Annotated in this window: 18 protein-coding genes; all 18 read right to left on the reverse strand. The window is 47.2% G+C overall.

What is annotated here, in order from left to right:
• Positions 1–125: 125 nt before the first annotated feature.
• The 18 genes from ACUTSC_RS07360 to galU all read right to left on the reverse strand — a co-directional run bounded on the left by ACUTSC_RS07360 (position 126) and on the right by galU (position 22,512).
• A complete protein-coding gene (locus ACUTSC_RS07360) occupies positions 126–1,451 on the reverse strand; it encodes a cellulase family glycosylhydrolase (RefSeq protein WP_197766531.1) in 1,326 nt (441 codons plus the stop codon).
• Between the two features lie 92 nt (positions 1,452–1,543).
• Positions 1,544–2,938 (reverse strand): undecaprenyl-phosphate glucose phosphotransferase, encoded by a 1,395-nt coding sequence (gene wcaJ, locus ACUTSC_RS07365; protein ID WP_197766532.1) that lies wholly within the window; start codon positions 2,936–2,938, stop codon positions 1,544–1,546.
• 128 nt (positions 2,939–3,066) lie between these two features.
• Positions 3,067–4,440: a phosphomannomutase CpsG gene (gene cpsG, locus ACUTSC_RS07370; RefSeq protein WP_197766533.1), complete on the reverse strand. Its 1,374-nt coding sequence runs from the start codon at positions 4,438–4,440 to the stop codon at positions 3,067–3,069.
• 63 nt (positions 4,441–4,503) lie between these two features.
• Entirely contained in the window at positions 4,504–5,919 is a 1,416-nt protein-coding gene (locus tag ACUTSC_RS07375; RefSeq protein WP_443002672.1) for a mannose-1-phosphate guanylyltransferase/mannose-6-phosphate isomerase, read from the reverse strand.
• 72 nt (positions 5,920–5,991) lie between these two features.
• Positions 5,992–7,056 carry a glycosyltransferase gene (locus tag ACUTSC_RS07380; protein WP_197766535.1) on the reverse strand — a complete coding sequence of 355 codons (1,065 nt, stop codon included), beginning with the start codon at positions 7,054–7,056 and terminating at the stop codon, positions 5,992–5,994.
• The gene (locus tag ACUTSC_RS07385) at positions 7,056–8,114 is read right to left on the reverse strand and encodes a glycosyltransferase (RefSeq protein WP_197766536.1); all 1,059 of its coding nucleotides are present in this window, start codon (positions 8,112–8,114) and stop codon (positions 7,056–7,058) included. The genes ACUTSC_RS07380 and ACUTSC_RS07385 overlap by 1 nt, the downstream gene beginning before the upstream one ends.
• Positions 8,115–8,145: 31 nt before the next feature.
• Complete coding sequence (locus tag ACUTSC_RS07390; RefSeq protein WP_197766537.1) at positions 8,146–9,480, reverse strand: O-antigen ligase family protein; 1,335 nt, start codon at positions 9,478–9,480, stop codon at positions 8,146–8,148.
• Positions 9,480–10,619, reverse strand: coding sequence for a glycosyltransferase (locus tag ACUTSC_RS07395; protein WP_197766538.1), 1,140 nt, complete (start codon positions 10,617–10,619; stop codon positions 9,480–9,482). The genes ACUTSC_RS07390 and ACUTSC_RS07395 overlap by 1 nt, the downstream gene beginning before the upstream one ends.
• A gap of 28 nt (positions 10,620–10,647) precedes the next feature.
• The gene (locus tag ACUTSC_RS07400) at positions 10,648–11,664 is read right to left on the reverse strand and encodes a hypothetical protein (protein WP_443002674.1); all 1,017 of its coding nucleotides are present in this window, start codon (positions 11,662–11,664) and stop codon (positions 10,648–10,650) included.
• A 47-nt stretch (positions 11,665–11,711) separates the two neighbouring features.
• A complete protein-coding gene (locus ACUTSC_RS07405) occupies positions 11,712–12,218 on the reverse strand; it encodes an acyltransferase (RefSeq protein ID WP_197766540.1) in 507 nt (168 codons plus the stop codon).
• Positions 12,212–13,453, reverse strand: a complete 1,242-nt coding sequence (locus tag ACUTSC_RS07410; RefSeq protein ID WP_443002675.1) for an oligosaccharide flippase family protein — start codon at positions 13,451–13,453, stop codon at positions 12,212–12,214. Before ACUTSC_RS07410 ends, ACUTSC_RS07405 begins: the two co-directional genes overlap by 7 nt.
• Positions 13,454–15,694 (reverse strand): N-acetylneuraminate synthase family protein, encoded by a 2,241-nt coding sequence (locus tag ACUTSC_RS07415; RefSeq protein ID WP_197766542.1) that lies wholly within the window; start codon positions 15,692–15,694, stop codon positions 13,454–13,456.
• 3 nt (positions 15,695–15,697) lie between these two features.
• A complete protein-coding gene (locus ACUTSC_RS07420) occupies positions 15,698–16,387 on the reverse strand; it encodes an acylneuraminate cytidylyltransferase family protein (RefSeq protein WP_197766543.1) in 690 nt (229 codons plus the stop codon).
• A gap of 87 nt (positions 16,388–16,474) precedes the next feature.
• Positions 16,475–18,622, reverse strand: a complete 2,148-nt coding sequence (gene wzc, locus ACUTSC_RS07425) for a tyrosine-protein kinase Wzc (protein ID WP_197766544.1) — start codon at positions 18,620–18,622, stop codon at positions 16,475–16,477.
• Positions 18,623–18,634: 12 nt separating this feature from the next.
• Complete coding sequence (locus tag ACUTSC_RS07430) at positions 18,635–19,069, reverse strand: arsenate reductase/protein-tyrosine-phosphatase family protein (protein ID WP_016928433.1); 435 nt, start codon at positions 19,067–19,069, stop codon at positions 18,635–18,637.
• A gap of 14 nt (positions 19,070–19,083) precedes the next feature.
• On the reverse strand, positions 19,084–20,220 hold the full coding sequence (locus ACUTSC_RS07435) for a polysaccharide export protein (protein ID WP_197766915.1): 1,137 nt from the start codon (positions 20,218–20,220) through the stop codon (positions 19,084–19,086).
• A gap of 448 nt (positions 20,221–20,668) precedes the next feature.
• Positions 20,669–21,562 carry a sugar phosphate nucleotidyltransferase gene (locus ACUTSC_RS07440; protein WP_197766545.1) on the reverse strand — a complete coding sequence of 298 codons (894 nt, stop codon included), beginning with the start codon at positions 21,560–21,562 and terminating at the stop codon, positions 20,669–20,671.
• 53 nt (positions 21,563–21,615) lie between these two features.
• Positions 21,616–22,512: a UTP--glucose-1-phosphate uridylyltransferase GalU gene (gene galU, locus ACUTSC_RS07445; RefSeq protein ID WP_197766916.1), complete on the reverse strand. Its 897-nt coding sequence runs from the start codon at positions 22,510–22,512 to the stop codon at positions 21,616–21,618.
• Positions 22,513–22,723 lie beyond the last annotated feature (211 nt).

Genomic DNA, 22,723 nt, shown 5'->3' on the forward strand with positions numbered 1-22,723 from the left:
TTTTTATTGGCACCAATGTCGGCGAGTGATGAAGAAGCACGTCGCTTAAGCCTGGATAAAAAAAAACCGCAAGCTTATTAAGCTTGCGGTTTTTTATTCACGGCGCGTACGGCGCTCTCGATAGCCTACCAAGGCGATGCGATAGGAGCACTGGAACGCATCATTACCGGTACATCACCATCGGGTGCGGCCGTATTCCCCTGAACCTCTTTGAGCGGTGTGGCACTTTGGCTTTGCGGAGCTTCAGCAGACATAAAACTGCGCAGACTTGAAGAAATGCCGCTTGCAGGTTGGCTCACCGGTTTTTCCTGCCAGAAAAGCATCGCATGCTGATTATTCCCTTTCAGGGCTATGGAGATTTTCCCACCCGGCAGCACTTGATATTTTTCGACGGAGTACGATCGCGCAATATCTGCCACCTGACTTAAAGCCACCATCGACGGCTTCGGTTGACCGTTCCGCGTCAGCAACCCAAATCGATGTTCGTTGATTTTCGGGTTGTCGCCATCATCGAGCAAATCGTACCACCATACCCCCTTAATAAAGGGACGCGATTTGGCCAGGAAGGTATATTTCACCACATATTGCGCGGCCACATCTTTTGATAACCCGCCTTTACCGTCATAGGTTGGCACGCCGATTTCCGTGATATAAATCGGCACCGTCTTACCGGCTGCCTTTGCAAGCCGGGCCTCGAATTTATCCACGACGCCGAGGTTCCCCTCAGGGGCCCGTATAGCGTAATTATCGTTGCCATAGGAGTACGGGTGGATGGAGAAGCCATCAACGTAATTCAACACGCCGAGTTTAACGATGTTATCAACCCAGGAAGGATCGCGGGTGCCTGTTGGGTTAGCCGTTCCCGTAATGACAATTGCGTTGGGATCGGCTTTTTTAACCGCAGCCGCCGTTGCTTTCACCAGCGCGACGAAAATTTCCGGCGGCGGAGGCGTCCGCGGCTTTGGCTTAATTGCAGTGGCATTCGTCCATTCGTTCCAGATCTCGTAATACTTGATCTTGCCCTTGTATTTAGACGCTGTCCAATACGCATAATTGGCGAAAGCCTGAATGGCCTCAGGAGTGGTTGGATAACCCGATGGATCGTAAAGCTTGTTACCGTACGCCAATACTAATAACCCATTCAGACCGAATTTCGCCTGAGCATCGTTAAACGCTTGGTCAGCCTTTTGCATATTGCCGGTTATGACATATTGCCCTTTTTGCTGTTCCAACCCGCTCCAGGGAAAATCCGCACGATACGACGTGAAACCGTATCGCTTGATCAGCTCCAAATATTTATCCGGATCGCTGGGATACCAGCGAAAATGCGCATGCACCCCGACTTCGAAAGCCAACGCGTTCGCACTAATGAACATCAGCGGCAATGCGAGAGCCAGCGATGCGGCGGGTCGCTGGCGACGCATCCGTTTACGGCTTGCTTTAGTCAACATCTGACCTCCAGTTTTAAAAGAAAAATGAATCGTCTCAATACCCCAGAGATCAGGAAATCCGCATTTCCCGAGCGCGGCGCTCGGAGAAAATCTCAGTACGCCGCTTTATTAATGAATCCTTTGAAAATGGTCAGGAAGACGATTTTAATGTCCAACCAAACGCTCCAGTTACGGATATAGTCCAAATCGAACTCAACGCGCTTTTGCATTTTTTCCAACGTATCCGTCTCGCCACGCCAACCGTTGATCTGGGCCCACCCCGTAATGCCTGGCTTCATTTTATGGCGCAGCATATAGCCATTAATCAACTTTCTATACTGCTCATTATGTGCCACGGCATGCGGCCTTGGACCTACGATCGACATGTCGCCTTTCAATACATTGACAAACTGCGGCAGTTCATCCAGAGAGGTGCGCCGCAAGAAGGCACCGACCGGTGTTAAACGCGTGTCCCCTTTTTTTGCTTGAACGACTTTATCACCATCTTCCATCACGGTCATCGAACGGAACTTCCATACCTCGATAGCCTTGCCATCCATGCCATAACGCCTTTGTTTGAAGATGATCGGACCGGTAGAGGTAAACTTAACCATACCAGCGATCAGCAGCAGAACCGGAGAAATGAACAGCAGAATAAATATTGACAGAACGATGTCTTCAATACGCTTAATCACCTGGTTAATCCCGCTCATTGGCGTATCAAACAATGAAACGACAGGGACACCATTAATTTCTTCAGAACGCGACTGTAATATATTGAACGTAAAGATATCAGGAATCAGCATCACTGAGCAGGTCGTATCAGAAAGATCCGCAATCGTATCTTTGATCAATTTTTCCTGCTCCATCGACATTGCGATATATACCCGATCAATGCGCCCACATTTTGCATCGCTGACGAGTTGAGACAAGTCACCACAGCGCTCAATCTTGCTGTTCAATGGAGAATTATCATTGTCGTAAATGCCCAACACTTTAAATCCCATCCAGTGAGCATCACGTAAAGACTCTGCCAGGCGAATGCCGACGGGCATCGCCCCCATGATGGCCACATTACGGGTATTGAAACCAATATTGCGCATGTATCCCAAGAGCAGCCGGATCACACTGCGCGTAATGATCAAACCGCAGCACACCAACAGATACCATTGGATATAAATGGAATATTCGTTGTTGAACACATTTATCAATGCCACCGTGCCCGACGTCAACAGCAGGCTCAACGACCAGTTTTGCAGAATGAGCTGGATTTCCAGACCCGCGCGCACACCACGCCATGATCGATAAAAATCAGTAATACCACCAATCATTTGGAAGATGACGATCGAAATTAATACCATAATCCAGTGTTGCATGCTGAATGCGGCACCGGAGATTAAGCAGGATAAGTACAACCCGCTAAAGATAACGAAAATATCAGAGAAGCGCTGAAGCATTGAAGTAAGAGACGCATTAGTATGCAACACACCCCGACGGAAACCGTTCATAGATAACTGCCTATTAACTATCATAGTATAGATGCCTTTTGTTAGTTTTCTCTGGTACCTATATCACTTCGCAATGCTGGGCCGTATACCGCCCGCCCAGCATTAGAATATAGCTTTAAAACCAGAGATCAGCTTCGAAGCAAGGCCAGTATTTCCTCTGTTTTTTTCTGCATCAGTGCAGGATTGGCTCGCGACTCGACGTTCAAGCGCACCACTGGCTCAGTATTCGAGCTGCGTAAATTAAATCGCCAATCTGCAAATTCCAGACTAATGCCATCGGTCGTGTCATATTCCAGCGCCGAAGGCCGATAGCGATTTAATACTCTTTCGATCGCGGCTTTTGGATTTTGCAGTTTGCTATTAATTTCACCCGATGCTGGATACGCGATCATACGATCCCCGACCAACTCCCCGAGCGTCTTGTTCTTAATGCACAACAACTCAGCAACCAACAGCCATGGGATCATGCCGCTATCGCAATATGAAAAGTCGCGGAAGTAATGGTGGGCACTCATCTCGCCGCCGTATACGGCGTCTTCCAGGCGCATACGTTCTTTAATGAATGCATGGCCTGTTTTCGACATCACCGGCACTCCGCCCGCCTGCTTGACCACATCAATGGTGTTCCAGCTCAAGCGCGGGTCATGGATGATTTTCGCCCCGCCGTCTTTCTCCAGAAACGCCTCGGCCAGCAGGCCAACGATATAGTAACCTTCAATGAATCCACCGTTCTCATCGAACAAGAAGCAGCGATCGAAATCACCGTCAAACGCGATCCCCATATCTGCCTGGTACTGGCGCACTGCTTGCGCCGTATCTTCCCGACATTCCGGCAGCAACGGGTTAGGGATCCCGTTGGGGAAATTGCCGTCAGGCTGGTGATGAACCTTGATAAACTCAACCGGCACCTGAAGCTGCTTGAAACGCGATTCGATAGCATCGATGACGTGGCCGGCAGCGCCGTTACCGGAGTTGACCACCAGCTTCAACGGTTTGAAGTTAGCCGTATTCACATAGCCCAGCAGATGATCCACATACTCTTTTTCAATCGATATTTTTTCGTAGCTACCGCGCTTGGCCGGATCAACCGCAGCGAAGCTGTTATTTTCCGCCAGGCGCTGAATATCGCGCAAACCGGTATCACCGCTGATCGGTTTGGCTTGGCTGCGCACCAGCTTCATTCCATTGTAATTCATAGGATTATGGCTGGCCGTCACTTCGATGCCACCATCGAGACCTAGGTGGAAAGTGGCAAAATAGATTTCTTCAGTCCCACTGACACCAATATCCAGAACATTAACCCCAGCATCGCGTAGCCCCTCAGCCAACGCAAGTTTTAGTTCCTCGCTGGTCAAACGAATGTCCCCCCCGACGACAACGCTTTGAGGTTGCAAAAACTCTCCATAGGCACGGCCGACACGATAGGCGATATCGCTGTTCAGTTCTTCACCCAGTTGCCCGCGAATGTCGTATGCTTTGAAACAAGTCAATGATTGAGACATATTGAGATCCTTACCAAATGTAAATACAGCGATGCGGCTCAAATATCCGCCGCACCAAAATTCTTAATTATGCTGAGCGGAATCGCCGATTCGCACGATATCGTCCTCGCCCAAATAGGCGCCCGATTGAATCTCAATCAAATCCAACGGGATTTTTCCCGGGTTTTCGAGAGAATGTTCAACCCCAAGAGGGATATAAACGGATTCGTTTTCACTGATGAGTTGCATTTTTCCATTGGTATGCACTTTGGCGGTGCCTGACACCACCACCCAGTGTTCCGAGCGATGATGATGCATCTGCAAGGACAATTTCTCACCAGGTTTCACGGTAATGCGGCGAACCTGGAAACGATCGCCTTGCGCAATCGCATCATGTTTGCCCCATGGACGATAAACCTCTCGATGCTGTTTGCTTTCGGAGCGCTTTTGACGTTTCAGCTGATTGACGATTTCCTTCACGTCTTGCACTTTATCTTTATCGGCAATCAACACGGCGTCTTTTGTTTCAACCACAACCAGATTGTTCACCCCAACAGCGGCCACCAATTTATGCTCCGCGCGAATGTAGTTATTTGAACAGTTATGCTCAAGAACATCACCGAAAGTAGAGTTCCCTTTAGTGTCTTTTTCGCTGATTTCCCACAACGCAGACCATGACCCGACGTCATTCCACCCCGCGTCCAGAGGCACGACGACAGCATCTGCAGTCTGTTCCATCACGGCATAATCGACAGACTCGTCCGGGCAGGCGATGAAAGCGTTTCGATCAACGCGGATAAAGTCCATATCGGGGGTAAGATGCGCGAGCGACAACTTACACGCTTCCAAAATATCTGGGCGGAAGCGACCCAATTCTTCCAAGTAACGGCTGGCTTTGAACAAGAACATACCGCTATTCCAGAGATATTCACCGCTGGCCAGATACTGCTGCGCAGTATCAAGATCAGGTTTTTCAACGAACCGCGAAACGCCGCAAATACTGGAACCGTCGATGCTGGCACCTTTTTGAATATACCCATAGCCCGTTTCCGGGCCCGTCGGTACTATGCCGAAAGTAGCCAGTTTTCCCGCTTCAGCATAAGGAATAGCCTGATTCACCGCGTCGCGGAAAATCTCTTCGTCCTGAATGACGTGATCCGCGGCCAATACCAACATCAGCGGATCGTCACCGCTGGAAACGGCCTGCAAAGCGGCGAGCGCAATCGCCGGCGCGGTATTGCGCCCTACCGGCTCCAGGATAATATTATGTGACAAACGCGTTATTTGTCGTAGCTGTTCAGCCACGATAAAACGATGCTCTTCGTTACATATAACAAGAGGATCAATAATGTCTAACCCTTTAAGCCGCATGACCGTTGTTTGCAACATGGAAAACTCGTTGCACAGTGCTAAAAACTGTTTGGGAAATAATTCACGAGAAAGCGGCCACAGGCGACTTCCTGTTCCCCCAGCCATAATAACAGGGTAAAGGTTACTCATTTTTACTCTCACCGATTAAATATAATAGGAAACAAAAATTTATTTTCATTCCAAAAAACGTGGATGTATCGATTATCTGTAAAGACGGTAGGTATTGGATACCATTTTTTCTGAAGTGAAATTAGCATTGTAGAAATCGACACAGTCTGCTTTCATTGCACCCCAATCGTGTTTGTCGCGAGTACTCAGTATTTCAGCGGCCTCATCAGCTGCATTGGTCTCAAACAGATAGCCAGTAACACCTTCATTCACCACCTCCGGCAATGAACTGCAGCGGCTGGCAACCACAGGCAACCCATAGCTCTCTGCCTCAACGGCGACAAGGCCGAACGATTCCCAGCGGCTTGGCATCAACAACACATCCGCATAAGTAAAATAAGGAGCCATCTCTGCAGGCGTCAACCAGCCTTTAAAGTCCATTCGGACATGAGACGCGGGTTGTTCTTTCGCATGCACATTGCCGCCGACGATCGTGATTAAAAATCTGTCATCCAGTTTGTCGGCAATCTGCTGAACCAAATCAAATCCTTTTTGGTAATCAAAGCGGCCAACAAACAATATATTGATTTTATCTTGATGATAAGGGTTGGTATCATCGGGCAACGCGACAGGAGGCTCTACGCCGTTATACACCACGGTCAAATTACCAGGGTTAATTCCGGCCATCAGCGCCGTTCTTTTCTCATATTCGCTGGTACAGATGATCAGATCGGTATTCTTTTGCAGAACTTTCTCTATCTTGGCATAGACCTTTTTTTTCTTTTCTGATGTGTCCATCAGGAAAGAAAAAGCATGCGGGCAATAAATAATTTTGGGTTTGCACGTCATTCTTATCAATGGCGTTAACAACCGGCAAATAACCCCTGCAAAAGTACTGTGGACGTGAATGACATCCGGTTTTTCTTTACGCACCAACTGGATATAGTTAATAGCCAAAGAGATAAATGAAGAAATATTTCTCCCGGAACGCGAAAACACCTTCATTTTTTCATCAGGGAAAGCCCCGATCTCGCGGTATTGGCTATCGGGCAACACACAGTAAAAATCAAATTCATCATTTTGCTGTACAAGTTGTCTAATTACCGTAGCGACACCACCTTTCACTGTTTCGGCAACATGCAGCACTTTTTTTTTCATTACATAGCTCTCGTCATTATCTCGCTCAACGCTGCAGCCGAACGCATCCAATCGAAACGTTTGACATTCTCAAAACCCTCAGCGATTAACGTTTGGCGCAACGCTTCATCCTGTATAATCCGCTCCAGTGCCTGTTGCATTTCCGGGATATTCTCCGGATCAAAGTACAATGCACTCTGCAACAACACCTCGGGCAAAGAAGCACGATTGGACGATACTACCGCGCAGCCACAAGCCTGCGCTTCTAACGGAGGAATGCCAAACCCTTCATATAAAGAAGGAAACACAAAGGCACGAGCATGAGAATAGAGTTCGACAAGCTGTTGATCGCTCACCCGCCCCAAAAACTGTATGTTATCGTTCACCGCAGTTTCTTTTGTCGAAAACCCCACATCCGCGAAGTTCTTATTGGCGGCTCCAATGATTTTCAGTGTTACATCCTGGCTGTTTGCCATTTGAGAGAAAGCGGCAATCAGACCATGAAAGTTTTTGTGATAATTTGGAGACGAAACAGCCAATAAATAGGGGCGCTCTGTATTGGATACTGGCGCAGCGGGTTTAAACTGATCAGAGACCGCATTATAGATTACGTAAATATTTTTTAATGGGTAGTCAAACGCCTGGCTAATTTCTTTTTTAGAAAATTCACTAACCGTGATCAACGCCTTACTGTGACGCAGCATCAGAGGGACTAGGTTATTATAAACAAAACGAAACTTTGCAGAGTAGCTTTGCGGATAGCGTTTATATATAATATCGTGATGAGTAACAATTTTATTACGATAAAAGATCGGCGCCGTATTACAAAGATTAATGAGAAGCGGACTTTTCTTTTTCCTTAAAAAAGTGGGAAGCTCCAACTGCTCCCAAAAATGGCCACTTCTCTTACCTACCACCTGAACATTCAATTGCGACGCGATATCGTGATGAATAATATTAGGTGGCGATACAAAAATGACATCATGCCTAATTTTACTCAGCGCAAGACATATTTCTTGAGCAAACCGCTGAACACCTGTCAAATCCTGCGTTAAAAATCGCGCATTGACATAGATCATTAATTACCTCGTAACTTTAAATAACATCGCGTCAATGTAGCGATTGAATATAGCCTACATTCTTCCTTGACCGACTCACGGCCCCCGTCTCGGGCGTTCTAATCGACAATAACAAGATTGAGATAATGATTGGGAATATGTAGCCCGGATAGTTTGTCAACGGATTATTATAAACAAAGTTCATCGATAGCGAGATCATCCAGTATAGGTAAATACTGGGATTAAGGCCAAGACGAGTACGTTGATAAAGAATGCCAAGAATGACCGTAGCGACAATAACAAGAAGAATAATGCCGACATTCCCGTAATTCGACAACATGTAGATATACATACTGTCAAGTGGGATTGAGTTCGTGTTGTCATCACCAATCACCGCGTTGCCATTCACAGCATACCCAGCACCGATAAATGGCGAATATTCACTGTCAGCTCGCACGGCCTCTATATTGACTGTGCGAAGTAAAATGCTGTTCTCCGCATAAGCATTCTCCTTCGGAAATATCATCTCATAAATACTGTAATTGGTTGTCGTAATATAAAAGAACAGTGACAAGACCATCGTTACCATAGTAACTGAGTTCAGGCTAAAACGTTGAGAGAAGAAGCGTCTCAACATCAGGAACATGATATAAAGCAGCGCCATAATGATCGCCGTTTTCGATGTTGAAAATGCGATCCCTACCATAATGAGAAGAATATACTTTTTGCGATGTTTTACGCTTACATAAGGCGATAACACCAGTGCAAAGAACAGATATTCACTGAGGCTGAATGGCCCGGTGAGCAAACCAAAAGCACGTAATTGACCTTGGATAGTGCGCAGCAGAAGACCATATTCTTTACCAAACTGTGTCAACTGTGGGCCTGGGTCAAAACCGATTAGCGCATAAAGCAGGCCTGCCAAGCTGGATTCGGCGACCGCAAAAAGCGCATTCAATACGGCAAAGAAAATATAGTACTTGATGATTTTATTAACAATCTCGACACGTTCATTATATTCGAAAAGAAGTAAAACGGCCGCGAAGAAAAAAGAACCGAATGTAAGCAACTCTAAGCGAAACTGAACTATAGAGCGGAAGAAATCAAATCTGCCGGCAATCATACTAAGAAGAATATAAACTAACGAGAAGACTACCATTGACAAGAAAAAGACCAATACGCTTCTACACTGTTTTGATACGGTAGGATTACGCGCAAAAAGTAGTATTAGCACGAAAACTGGAACTGCCATGGCAAAAAAGTCTTTATATAACAAAAGTGCCCTGGTCGACATATACGCAGCGACGGTCACGACGCCGTTCAATGAGAGCAATGCCATGTACGTCAGCAAAAGAAAAACAACCAGCGACTTTGTCGATACTCTCATTATGACCCTCTATACACACTCTCATAGGCATCGGTTATTTTTTCCAGTTCAAAAAACGAACGACGCGATTTATTGTTATTTTCTCTAACGACGCTTACCACACTAGCGACAGAAAAATCTTTTAGCTCGAAAATGTTGTCGTAAAAAGCGGCGATTTCAGCCACACCACCATTGAAAGACGTATACACAACCTTACCAGAGATGGCTGATTCCGCAACTGTCCGCCCAAAGGGTTCATTCCACCGCGTCGGTAGAACAACGGCGTCAATCTGCGTCATAAACTCTTCAATCTTGATAAAGCCAAGCAAATGAATGCCTGCTTCCAACGCCAACCCCTTCAACTTCTCGCCAGAAGCGTCACCGTTGAATCTGCCGGCAGCGTAGAATGCAACCTGAGGATCGCCGCTGGCCTGTTTTGCCAGAGCACAAAACTCATCAAACCCTTTGTCTTCGGTGAGACGACCGACAAAACCGATCCTGACCTTTTCGCTGACGGTCGGTACGTAGTCTATCGCCGCGACAGGGTTGTAGATATGCGTATGCACCGCGTTGCGAGCAAATCCATTTCCCTGATGCAAGGCGGAAATATATTTACTAATACCAACAAAAGCATCCACGCGCTGACTGGCTTTTTTCTTTAGATAAGAGGCGATGCGCACTGCAGGCGAATGTACATCCATATTTTGGCCATGTTTAAACAACGTTCCATTAGGGTGGAATAGATAATAATCGCGAGTCGTATGCACCACGCGCGCCCCCAGCTTCTTGGCCACTCGCCACGCAGCAACGGAAAACCCGCTGAGGTTGTTGGTGTGCACCACATCCGGAGAAAACTTGCGTAGCTCGTTACGTATGGCTCGAGCCATAAATGGATTATAAGAATCGAGTAGGTGCCACATCGCTTTTTTTAATTTGCTTGCAGCTGATGCCTTGAACGGCCAGTACACATTCTTGAGAGGTAAATAGGCGATATGCACGCCATTAAGCGTGTCATACTTTACCTCATCAAGTTCATGAAGACAAAATACACCAACTTCATGCCCGGCCCGTTGCAAGCTTTCAGCCAACAGTTGGACTGATACTTCAGCACCACCTATTTTATAAGGAGCATAAAGCGTGTTAATTAAAGCAATCTTCATTCCCATCACCAAAATATAATTTATAAGATTAAAGCTTGTTTTTAATCAGCGTAATATCTGCGTTTTCATAACTCTCATAGTTTTTATAAATTGCGCCGACGAATCCGATCCACTCTGGCGACAAAACTTTCTCATCGAGAACATAAGCGGTTATTTTTATTTTTTCATCGTATATTTTTACAAGATTATCATACAATGATGAATAAAAACCGGCTATGGACCTGACGTTCTCCCCAGCCACAATCGGATAAACTTCAAAAGGAAAATCCAAGCGACGAACCTCTACATGCTTTCTGATTTCCTCTATTTTCTCTTCACGTTCGCGGCGGTGAGGAATATAAACAAGTTCAGCATCAGTCTGGTTTGACTTTAAATCGCTTATCATTTTAAGCGTCAAATCAATGTCATCAACAGACGTTACCCCCGCCTCAAAAAGTGGCGTGCCTATGATGAAGACTCTGTTCTTGCCATCAGGAAGGCTGGCCAGTTTAGCCTTAAAGTTTTGATAACTGTGTTTAATGACCACATCGCGTTTTGAAACATTGCCTTCAATGTTATACACAGAGAAAAAGGTTATTTTTTCGCGCTCATTATTGGTCATGCCAAGTGACTTAAGGAAAATCGACTTTACGATGCTCCGAGTAGTGACATTATTGTAACGTTTAATTCTGAGCGTTGCCGTACCGTCATCCAGTAGAACTACATTCCTTTTTGGGTACTTATGCGCCAAAATCCAAAAAACTCTGGCGCGGTACTCACCGGCAATCAAAGTGACAGTCTCCTTCGCACTCACTACTGAGGTCGTGCTCTTCAATTGCCGCTTAATGTCAAAAGCATTGCCCAAATTCCCCTCAACATCAATGGTTTTCAAGGAGCGATGCTTAATCATCTTCAGCAGATACACGATCTGCCCGTGATTCAACGCGGAATTGGCCGAGCGCTTATTGACAATCAGCAGATCGAGCATGATGTCATTCGCATCAAGATACTCAATGAGATTAAAAGCCTGAAGCGGCGACTCGATATACGCAATGTACTTACTCATATTTCTAATATCCGATTAAGCTACGGGCATGAATGTTTAGTTGCCGTTCAATGGAATTTGCCTTCAGCTTTAAGCTGCAGATAATGAGCAACATCACGTTGCGAAAAGGGTTTTGCAGGATGGCCGCCGGCTATAGCGTAAGGCTCTATATTTTTAACCACCACGCTACCGGCTTGGATAATTGCCCCCTCACCAATGCTGACGCCAGGGAGAACAATGACATTGATTCCTAACCACACATTATCTCCTATGTGCGTGTCCTTCAGCACATAAGTATTATCATAGGGAATAGCGTTTCCATGATGATTATGATTTTCTGTAATTAGCACACAACCAAAACCACAATGGAAATTATCACCAATAACAACACTGCCCTTGCCAACCACCGTCAAACCATTAGAGTTGAAGTTGTCGCCAAGCCGGGTTTTATTATTAACCACAGTTAAAAAATTAACTTTCGGATCGCGGCCGCAGCTTTCAGCCATTCTGATAACTTTTGAGCGATAACGCTGCTTACGTAAGTTTCGCAACCATCGTTTAAGACTTGCTAGCATCTTTTCCTCTCAATGCTGATCTGTCGCTTGCCACAATAAAAAGTCACTGCACATGCATAAAAACTGGAAATTGCATAAACCAGGCAGAAATACTCAACTTTGATTTCCGTCATGGTGATGACAAAGATACCAATCAAATGCGTAATCATCGAGCCCATAGTAATAATCGATATTAATTTATTTTTACGATAGTAAAACAGTGAGTGCGTAAAAATATAATAAATCGATAAAAATGCAGTTCCAGGCAAAAGTATGTTGAAGTAATAAATGGCGTTATTGAACTCAGCACTAAATAAATATGGAAAAACAAACGGCAGAATAAAGAAATAAATAATACATGAGACAACAACCAGAGCCGTGTACCCATATTGAATAAGTTCCACGCCTCTAAAATCATTCGCTTTAAGTTTGCGGTAAATAAATGGCTGGAACGCCTGATTGATTACACCAAAAAAAAGCATAACAATGGAGGTTAGCTGGAACGCCAAGCCATAAACCCCCACAACAGCAGTGCTCATGTAATGAGCGATAAAGAAACGATCTACCGATGACTTAATCCAATAACTACCGTGATGCGGTAATAAGGAAACTCCATAGCTAATGATTTCCTTATAACGTTTACGCGGCGGCTCGAGCTCGCTGCGTTTAACCGCTCTCTTTCGGTAGACAAAGAACTCATAAGCTAACTGAATGCTGAAAAATGATGCCGCTATCGCTATCAAACGTTGTCCTGGCGTCGCCGCTATCATTTCAAAAAGAGCGATCGTGAACAAAACGTTGAATGCGGAAAGCAAAAATTGACCGATAGCCGCAACTTTATAGGTCTGACTAATGCGTAAATGCGATAAATTGATAAAGTTCAGCGCTTGTGCCAGGGAAGCTAAAACAACCAGAAAACCATCACTGAAAGAAACTGAGATCTTGGTGACCAGTGTGACAATGTAGAATATAGCCACCAATAGCACGCTCGACGCGACAGCCAAAGTGATGTTATCTCTGCGGAACACCAGGGAACTCCCTTCCCCCTCCTGCATATATTTGACCGGCAACAGACCTTGACCACTGAACGAAATGAAAATGATCAAGATCTGAATAACGGACAAATAAAGAGTCAGCGCGCCGTACCCCGACGCGCCAAGGTGTGCTGTCAAATAAGGCAATATGATGAAGCCGATGACTTTGCCGAGAATATCCCCTATCGACAAAGCCGCAGCCCCCATAATGGCTTTACTCATTTATAGATACTTTTCCAGGAAGTTAAGCGCATGCCAGAACCCTTCCCCTTGGTTTTTGTGCCCCTGCCACACTTCAGGAATAAATTGCGCGCCCGGCGCATAGCGGCGCAGATCATCTGCCAGCTCGTCAAAGTTCACATCACCTTTACCGATCTGAACTCCTTCACCATCCACACCCAGTGCATCAACAATATGCATGTGCGCGGTATATGGGCCGACTTTCTGGGTGAAGCCATGAAGATCCCATTGGTAATAATTGCAAGCCATCATGGAGTGCGACGTATCATAGCAAATACGATAGTCGTATTTTTCACAGAACGCTTTAATCTCGTCCGGATCGACAAAGAGGTTGTGGTAGCTCTGGCCACCAAAGTGCCATGGGAATGGAGGCATCGTTTGGATGATAATTTCAACGCCTTCTTGATTGATCTCCCCCAAGGCGGCACCAATACGTTCGTACATCGCCTGACGCGACTCTTTCGGCAAGAAACCGGTGGTATTGAAACCACCCGCATTCACCACGATGACCGGACGCTCAGTTTTCGGGAAATACTGCTTTAATGCGCGAGTCACATCACAGACACGCTGCAGCTGTTTGATCGAATGGGCAAGATAAGCAGGATCATCCGTCGCCAGGTCCAAAATATGATCGTTGGCGAACAACTCTGGGCTATGTACCGCAAAACCGATATCTTCAGCGCCGGAGAAGAATTCGGTCAAATCCAGCTCCATGTCCTGATAGCTCAGGTGGAACTCGACGAAATCCAGGTTGGATTTATTCTTCAGCTTGCCGTAATCGTGATAGCGCACAGGAATGCCGAACGGACGATTGAAGTCATAGTCCTTAGCCTCTATCGCTACATCATTCAGATCTGACTCGTAGAAGTAACCGCCTTTTTCGTGGTCACGATTGGCTTTCTTGCCGACCAATTGCTCCAGATACAGAGGTTGCAAGCCCTGGCCCGGACTCTTCACTTCTACCATCTCGCGGGTAATGATTTCACCTTTTTTCAGATCGCGATTGATAATCAAACTCTTCGCCAGAGTTTCGCGATTGATCATTTCCCCTTGGGTGATAGTACGCTCGCCGGCATTGCCCATGGACTCTTCAACTTCGCGGATGCGCACAACCATCTCTTTGAACTCAGGTGGCAATAGAGACACTTTATGGTCATTGCCTTCCATAGATTTGTCGATGGTGAAGTGTTTCTCGATCACTCGCGCGCCCAAGGCAGTAACGGCGATCGGCACGGAAATACCGCGCTCATGGCCGGAATACCCGACCAGGCAACCCGTTACCTGCTGCAGACGCTTGATATAGGCCAGGTTGACGTCTTTAAACGGCGTCGGATACGTTGAGTTGCAATGCAGAATCACAAACTCGGCGCCTTTGGATTTCAGGAAATCAGCCGAGCTTTTGATTTCCGCTTCGCTGCACATGCCGGTAGAACAAATCAGTGGTTTGCCTGTAGCAGCCAGTGCGGCCAACATTTCGTGGTTGGTGAAGTCGGCGGAAGCGACCTTATAACCTTCCATACCGTAGTTTTCCAGTACTTCAAGGCTCTTCAGATCCCAAGGGGTACACAGCGGGGTCAACCCCTTCTCCTTGCAGTAATCGAACACTTCGATCAGTTCTTCATTGCTCAACTGGAATTTTCTTAGCAAATCCAGCGTGTACTGCGCGCCAAGATCGGCTGATTTGTCTTTATCGTTGCCGCCCTTATATAGCGAGCTCAGGTCGCGCATTTGGAATTTAACGCAATCAGCACCCGCGTCAACCGCCAGGTCAACCAGATGCTTAGCCAACTTGATGTCGCCATTATGGTTATTGCCAATTTCAGCAATAATGTACGTCGGCGAAGTTTCAGTGATGGTGTGCTTGCCAATCGTCAGGCCTTTTTCGCTTTGCAGCGCCACGGCGACCAGACGCCGATAGTCATCAACCAGCGGCAATACGTCAACGCCATTCGTAAACAGTGAGTCAATCTCGTTACGTGGCGCGTCCACTTTTTTATAGCGAACGTTCTGGTTCATCACTTCTGACATTTCGCGACTCAGATCGAAATCACCATTAGTGATCCAGCGGCGGAAATCACCGTCAGAAAAAGAGCCGCACAGCTTGCCGTCTTCAGTGACGACAAAAATAATTCGCTTTTTGTTTGAGTTGATTTTTTCTAATGCTTTAATGATTGATTCTGTTTCAAACACTAAAAAATCAGATATCTTTTTCTGGATTAACATAAATTATCTCCCACTCCAATTTTTCAAAATTACTTCAACAACCGCCCAATCCAGCAGGGTGTCAATTTCAAAGCTTTCCTCTTCAGACATCTTATGCGCAATGACTTTACCGCCAAGACGATTACCGGTGCTGAGGAGAATTTCACTTTTCGTAACGTAAATCGAACCGTTCTCTTTGAGTTTGATATTTTCAGGCTTAATATCTTGCCGACGCGGACGGTTTAAATAATCGTAATAAGCTTTCGGATTGTCTTCGTTTTCCCACAGAAAATGCCAAAACTCACAAACACTCAGTAATGAATCGGCTTCTTTTTCGATAATCTTTTTGATTGCAGAATCAATCGCATCATCTTTACGTACAGGAGAGGTTGCCTGCAGCAAGACGGTATAGTCTGGATGGTAATTCTCGTGTTCAGCCAACCATTCCAGGGTATGCAAAAGTGCAGGTTCCGTCGCGGCGGTATCGTTCGCGAGATGAGCAGGGCGCATGAACGGCACTTCTGCGCCATATTCCCTGGCTACAGCAGCAATATCCTCACAATCTGTTGAAACAATAACGCGCTCAATGCTCGAAGAATTTAGTGCCTGCTCTATACTCCAGGCAATTAATGGTTTACCTGCAATTTCTTTAATATTTTTCTTGGGAATACCCTTAGACCCACCCCTTGCCGGAATAATTGCAAGATTACTCATTTATTCTCTCCGAAATTGGATTTTACTAATTACTTTGAATGAATCAGAAAGCTCCTCATTACGAGGAGCTTTTACTTAGAAGGGGGTTTATTTATATTCGTAAGCGTAGTAGCCGTAGGCGCTACCCGATTTATTTTCAACGGCGTTAAGGATAATACCTTTAATTTCCATACCGTTTTGCTCGAAGCGACGAATACTCACTTCGATCTCTTTCAGCGAGTTCACGCCATAACGCGCGACCAACAAGGTAGTGCCTACATTGCGTGCGACAATCGCGGCATCCGTCACCGCCAGGATCGGCGGGGTATCGACCAGAACGATGTCATACTCTTTGCCCGCCCATTCCAGAAATTCCGTCAGGCGGTTGTGCATCAACAGCTCTGACGGGTTCGGTGGGATCTTGCCACGCGAGATAAAGCTAAGATTCTCAATCGAGGTCTGTTTGACCGCTTGCTGCGCTGTCGCTTGTCCTGACAATACATCGGACAGCCCTACGCCCAATTCACAGTTTAACAATGAGTGGGCATAGCCTTTACGCATATCGGCGTCCACGACCAGAATACGTTGCCCCGCCTGAGCGATAACGGCTGCCAAGTTGATACTGACAAACGTTTTACCGATACTTGGGCTGGCGCCCGAAATCATTAGAACGTTATTTTTGGCCTCCAAGGAGGCAAAATGCAGGCTGGTACGCAGGCTTCTGACGGCTTCGATCGCCAGATCGGCCGGATTGCCCACGGCAAGCAGGGTGTAACTCCTGTTGCTATTGCGCTTGCCGGACAGCATCGTTTCGCGGTCGCTTTTTTGCTGCCACTCAGACAGTGGAATACTGGCGTAAACGTTGATCCCTTGCTGTTCCAGCTGTTCCGGGCTTTCGATGCCGCGATGCAGCATGGTTTTAAGCAACACAAAACCCGTCGAGAACAAGCCACCAAGCAACGTGACTATCAGTACGATAATGGTTTTTTGCGGTTTAACCGGACGAGGCTGCGTAACGGCAGGATCCACGATTCGCACGTTACCAACCGTGCTCGCTTTAGTAATCCCCAGCTCTTGCTGTTTATTCAGCAACTGCATGTAAATCTCTTGCCCGGCCTGCACATCACGGGTCAAGCGCAAAATTTCCTGCTGGGTTTTCGGCATGACGCTGACACGCTTGTTCAGCTTGTCTTTTTCTTGCTGCAGCGTAGCGCGTTTTTCCATCAGTGCACGATAAGCGGGGTGTTCTTTGGTATAAAGTTTGGAGATTTCCGCTTCTTTAAACGTTAGCTCATTCAGTTGAGCTTCAACCCCCACGATCGTATCAAGAACAGACTTCGCTTCAAGGGACAGATCGACAGAATCATTCGCCTGACGGAAACGGTTGAGTTTATCTTCGGCGCTATCCAGCGAGCTGCGAACTTCCGGCAGTTGTTCTTTCAGGAAATCCAGGCTTTTAGCGGCCTCTTCCGATTTACGTTCAACATTCTGCAACAGATAATTTTTGCTGATGCTGTCAAGAATGTTTCGCACTAATACCGGATCGTCACCGGTCAAGCTCAACGCCAAAACGCCGGTATCTTTACCTTTGTCTTCAACGGTCAATGCATCCAACAGATTATTGGTCGCAACCAGTCGCGCCAACTTGGCGACTTCAAATACGGTGCCTGGCTCCGCTGAAATATCGCTTACCAGCAAGGAAACTCCATGGCCACTCTCCAGCGCACCGACTTTCCCTTTGATAATCTCAGTGCCGTTATTGCTCAACACATAATTCTTTGCGTCGATCACCGTCAATTCCAGCTCAAGATCGTCTGAGTTAGCTGGCACATTGAGGCGGGACAACGCAATTTTGGCAGGTTCGGTTCCCGTCAAGCGGGCCCAGCCGCGACCAAATATCGGGAAGTATTTTTGCTGCACCACCGTTTCAAGATTCAGATCATCGACAGTTTTGCCCGTCACCATGCGTGACTTTATCAGCTCGATCTCCGTGGAAGAGCCCGGTTGACTGTTCGGCAGCATTTGGGATAGGTCGTTGACCAACGAGTTACCGACGTTTTGTTCAACCTGAACCATCGCATCAGCTTGATATATCGGAGTCGCGAACAGTGAATAAATGATACCGGCAACAGAGAATAACGCAGTAATCCCGATGATGAGCCAGCGGTGATCAATTAAAGTTCCCAACAAGCGACTTAAATCAATCTCATCATGATTATTGGCTGTTGATAAGCCTGGTTTCGTATTATCAGTCATTGTAATCTCTGGTTAACGATTTAATGCCTGGGCCCATTTTTGGGCTGCATCATCAAGAAGGCGGTAAACAAACTCAAACGCTTCAGCGCTCTTTCTGTAGGGATCGGGAATTTCTTTCTGTCCCAACCAATGGGCGAAAAGCATGGTTTTGCCTCTGACCTCCGGAGCCAAACGGCAAACGGCATCGATATGCCCTTTCTCCATAACCAGAATCAATGAATATTCCCGGCACATTTCTTTCGTCAACTGTCTGGCTTCATGGCCCTCTAACGACAGCTGATGTTTTTCCGCAATGGAAATAGCGCTCTTATCCGCAGTTTTGCCAACCAAGGCGCCGATGCCTGCGGAAGCGATCTCTTTTTCCGGCAGATGCCGCTTCAAGAGACGCTCCCCCGTAGGGGAGCGGCAAATATTACCTACGCAGACTACCAAGATAGAATCAAACATGGCTAACCCCTCTACTACGGCCAGTTGCGGATACGCAGTGAGCCTTCCGTGAGATTGTTGAAGCTATCGATGGTTGGTGCCAACTGAACGATCAGACGGTTCCAACGCGCGATCGGCGCTGCCGTCACGTAAACAATGTCATACGGTTGCAGATGGAATTCAGCCCCCATAACCAATGCTGTCGCATCGGACATATTGAGCTGATAAATATTAGCCAGCTTGTCGCCCTGCGTTCCGTGCAATGGCCGGATAACGAACACGCCGGTCGCATCGGCTGCAGCTTGGCTTATCCCTTGAGAATTCCCCAGCGCTTCCGTCAACGTCATGCCGCTGCGATCCATTTTAAGCGTCGCAGGGGTCTTAACTTCACCCATAACAAACACTTTAAGATCGTCGTTGCGCGGAATATACAGAATATCCCCAGGATAAAGCAGACGGTTCTGAGTCAAATCCCCATTCTGCATCAATTGCTGCAATGAAAGACGCTGCTCTTTGCCGTTGTGGGTCAAGATGATGTTGCGCCAGTCGGCATTCTCCGTCAGCCCGCCGGCGGCGTTAATCGCATCCATCACCGTCAAAGGCACGTTGGTGATAGGCTGCTGCCCGGACTTGGTAACTTCCCCCGTCACGTAAGCTTTTTGCGAGCGGAAAGCGGCAATATTGACGTCAACCTGCGGGCTTTCGATGTACTGAGCCAAACGGGTGGCGATCTGATCGCGAATTTGGGTAACGGTTTTACCCACCACGTTCACCTTACCGATATAAGGATAGAAAATCGTGCCGTCGGAGTGCACCCAGTTGCCGGTGTCGCTGGCGCTGCGGTATTGCCCAGCAGGCGTCGTCAGTTCAGGGTGATCCCAGACGGTTACGTTAAGGACATCACCTACCCCGATCCGATACTCATACGTACGCAGCGATGCATCCAACTGCGCATTCGACTGAGCAATCACCTTTGCGGGACGCATAGAATCCAGCAGCTTCGGTGTCATAGGGTAAACATTGACCATCTTATCGATATCGAAGTCGGCATCTTCTTGTTTTACAACTTCTTTTCCGCTAGTCGATAGATGGGTTCCAGGAAACACAGTGCATCCACTAATTACGCTTATCGATATCAATAGCGATATCACTTTCAATTGTCGTTTTGCCATCAAGTTATCATCACTTTCAAGTAAATGTATCTGCAAAGCTACAATGCTCGCCAACCTTGGCTGCGTCGCTGTAACCTTATCAAACTGTCTGTCGCTTGCTGCGCTGTCTCAAAACATGAGCTCTGTTTGCAATTATCGAGAACGTTTATCTGCCGTTGACAAGAGCAAAGCTATTATGAGCGAGATAAATAAACTGGGATGCTCAGTACCGGTAAAAATCAATGCACAGGCGAGCTTAAACTTTAATTTTATGAATAACAGTGAGTTGTCAGAATCAGACGGCCAATACAGCATAAAAACTCAGTCGCCATAGCAACTCGGCTACTCGCCGTAGAATGTATACTAATATAAACAATGGGACAGTGAAATTCCCCAAAATTCAACAACTATTCTAGCTTCTCCCACCATGATGGCAACAGCCCTCATCGGGAGAAGCGATAAGTTTTACTCAAAGCGACAGCTGTTCAGCCCACTCGCGGAAAGCTTTGCCTTGGGTCGAGTGACGTAACCCATAAGTAACAAAAGCACGAAGGTAACCCAGCTTTTCACCGCAGTTGAACGATTCCCCGACCAACTCTGTCGCCTCTACCGGTTTATGCTTCAGCAATTCGGCAATGGCATCCGTCAGCTGAATTCGCCCCCAGGCACCCGGTTCGGTAGTTTCCAGCAACGGCCAAATATCCGCAGACAACACATAGCGCCCCACAGCGGAGTAGTTGGATTTCAGTTGGGTCTCCAATCCCGGTTTTTCGATAATCGACGTGATGCGGGAACTTTCGCCGGGGTTCAGACTACTGGCCTCACATTCCACCACGGAATAATCGTGCAGGACATGTTCATCCGCCGTTTGCACCAATACCTGGCTCAGGCCGGTTTGTTCAAAACGCGCAATCATGTGCGGCAGATTGTCTGTCTTCAAATCCGCTTTCGCGTCATCCAGTAAGATGTCCGGTAACAGAACAACAAACGGCGAATCACCGACCAACGGTTTGGCGCAGAGAACCGCGTGCCCCAGCCCCTTGGGTTGCCCCTGACGGATATGCATCAGCGTCACGCCTTTCGGCGTTATTGACTGTACTTCATCGAGCAGTTGCCGTTTAACCCGCGCCTCCAGCATCGCCTCCAACTCAAATGAGGTGTCGAAATGATTTTCGATGGCGTTCTTGGAAGAGTGCGTCACCAGGATGATCTCTTTAATCCCCGCCGCAACGCATTCGTTGACAATGTATTGAATCAACGGTTTATCAACGATCGGCAACATCTCTTTCGGAATCGCTTTGGTCGCAGGTAGCATGCGCATACCCAACCCCGCCACAGGAATAACCGCTTTCAACTTCGTCATGGTAGACCTCATTCAATCTGATGATCGCTTTCAGCCGCAGTGGCAACAGCCTGTTACTTGTTCAATGTCTGCTTCAGCCAGCGGCTGAAGCTCTCGCCTTCCGAACCGTGACGCAATCCATATTGCACAAACGCCTTCATATAGCCAAGTTTGTCGCCGCAATCATGCGACTTGCCGCTCATATGGAACGCTTCCACCGTTTGCTCTTTCATCAACATCGCGATCGCATCGGTGAGTTGAATCTCGTCGCCTGCACCCGGAGGGGTTTTTTCTAGCAGCGGCCAAATGTCGGCGGCAAGCACATACCGCCCAACAACCGCCAAATTGGAGGGGGCATCCTCACGAGCCGGCTTCTCGACCACCGCCGTCATCGGTGCGCTTTCACCTGCGGCTATCGCCGCGCCGGCACAATCGACCACACCGTATTTGGATACATCTTGTTCCGGTACCGGTTCAACCATGATCTGGCTGAAGCCCGTTTCGCCGAAACGCTGGAGCATTTTCGCCAGATTTTCCTTACGCAAATCCGCCGTAGAATCATCCAGTAAGACATCCGGCAACAGTACGACGAAAGGGGAATCCCCCACCATCGGCTTGGCGCACAGCACCGCGTGCCCCAGCCCTTTCGCCTGCCCCTGGCGCACCTGCATCACGGTCACATCCGGTGGACAAATGCTTTGCACTTCAGCCAGCAATTGTCGCTTCACACGCGCTTCGAGCATCGCTTCCAATTCAAAAGAAGTGTCAAAATGGTTTTCAATCGCGTTTTTCGATGAATGCGTCACCAAGACGATATCTTTAATCCCAGCCGCCACACATTCGGCAACGATGTACTGGATTAAGGGCTTATCGACCACAGGCAACATTTCTTTAGGGATAGCCTTGGTTGCCGGCAACATGCGGGTTCCCAACCCCGCTACAGGGATCACTGCCTTGAGCCTATTCTGCATATTCATTCCAATTCATCGTAGCGCTACATGCATCCATGGGAACGTGAAAAAGCACGCTACCGCCCTTGGCTTGTAGCTACCAAAGTACTGTTAATCACATTTTCACTCGCATCTCTGCGTGGCGTGAGTCAAAAACTTATGTAAAACGACACCTCATCCTTATTGGAACTGCCATACCGTTCACATAAAAATAAAAAATTCGATGCCTTTA

This window comes from Serratia sp. TSA_105.2, assembly GCF_052692115.1.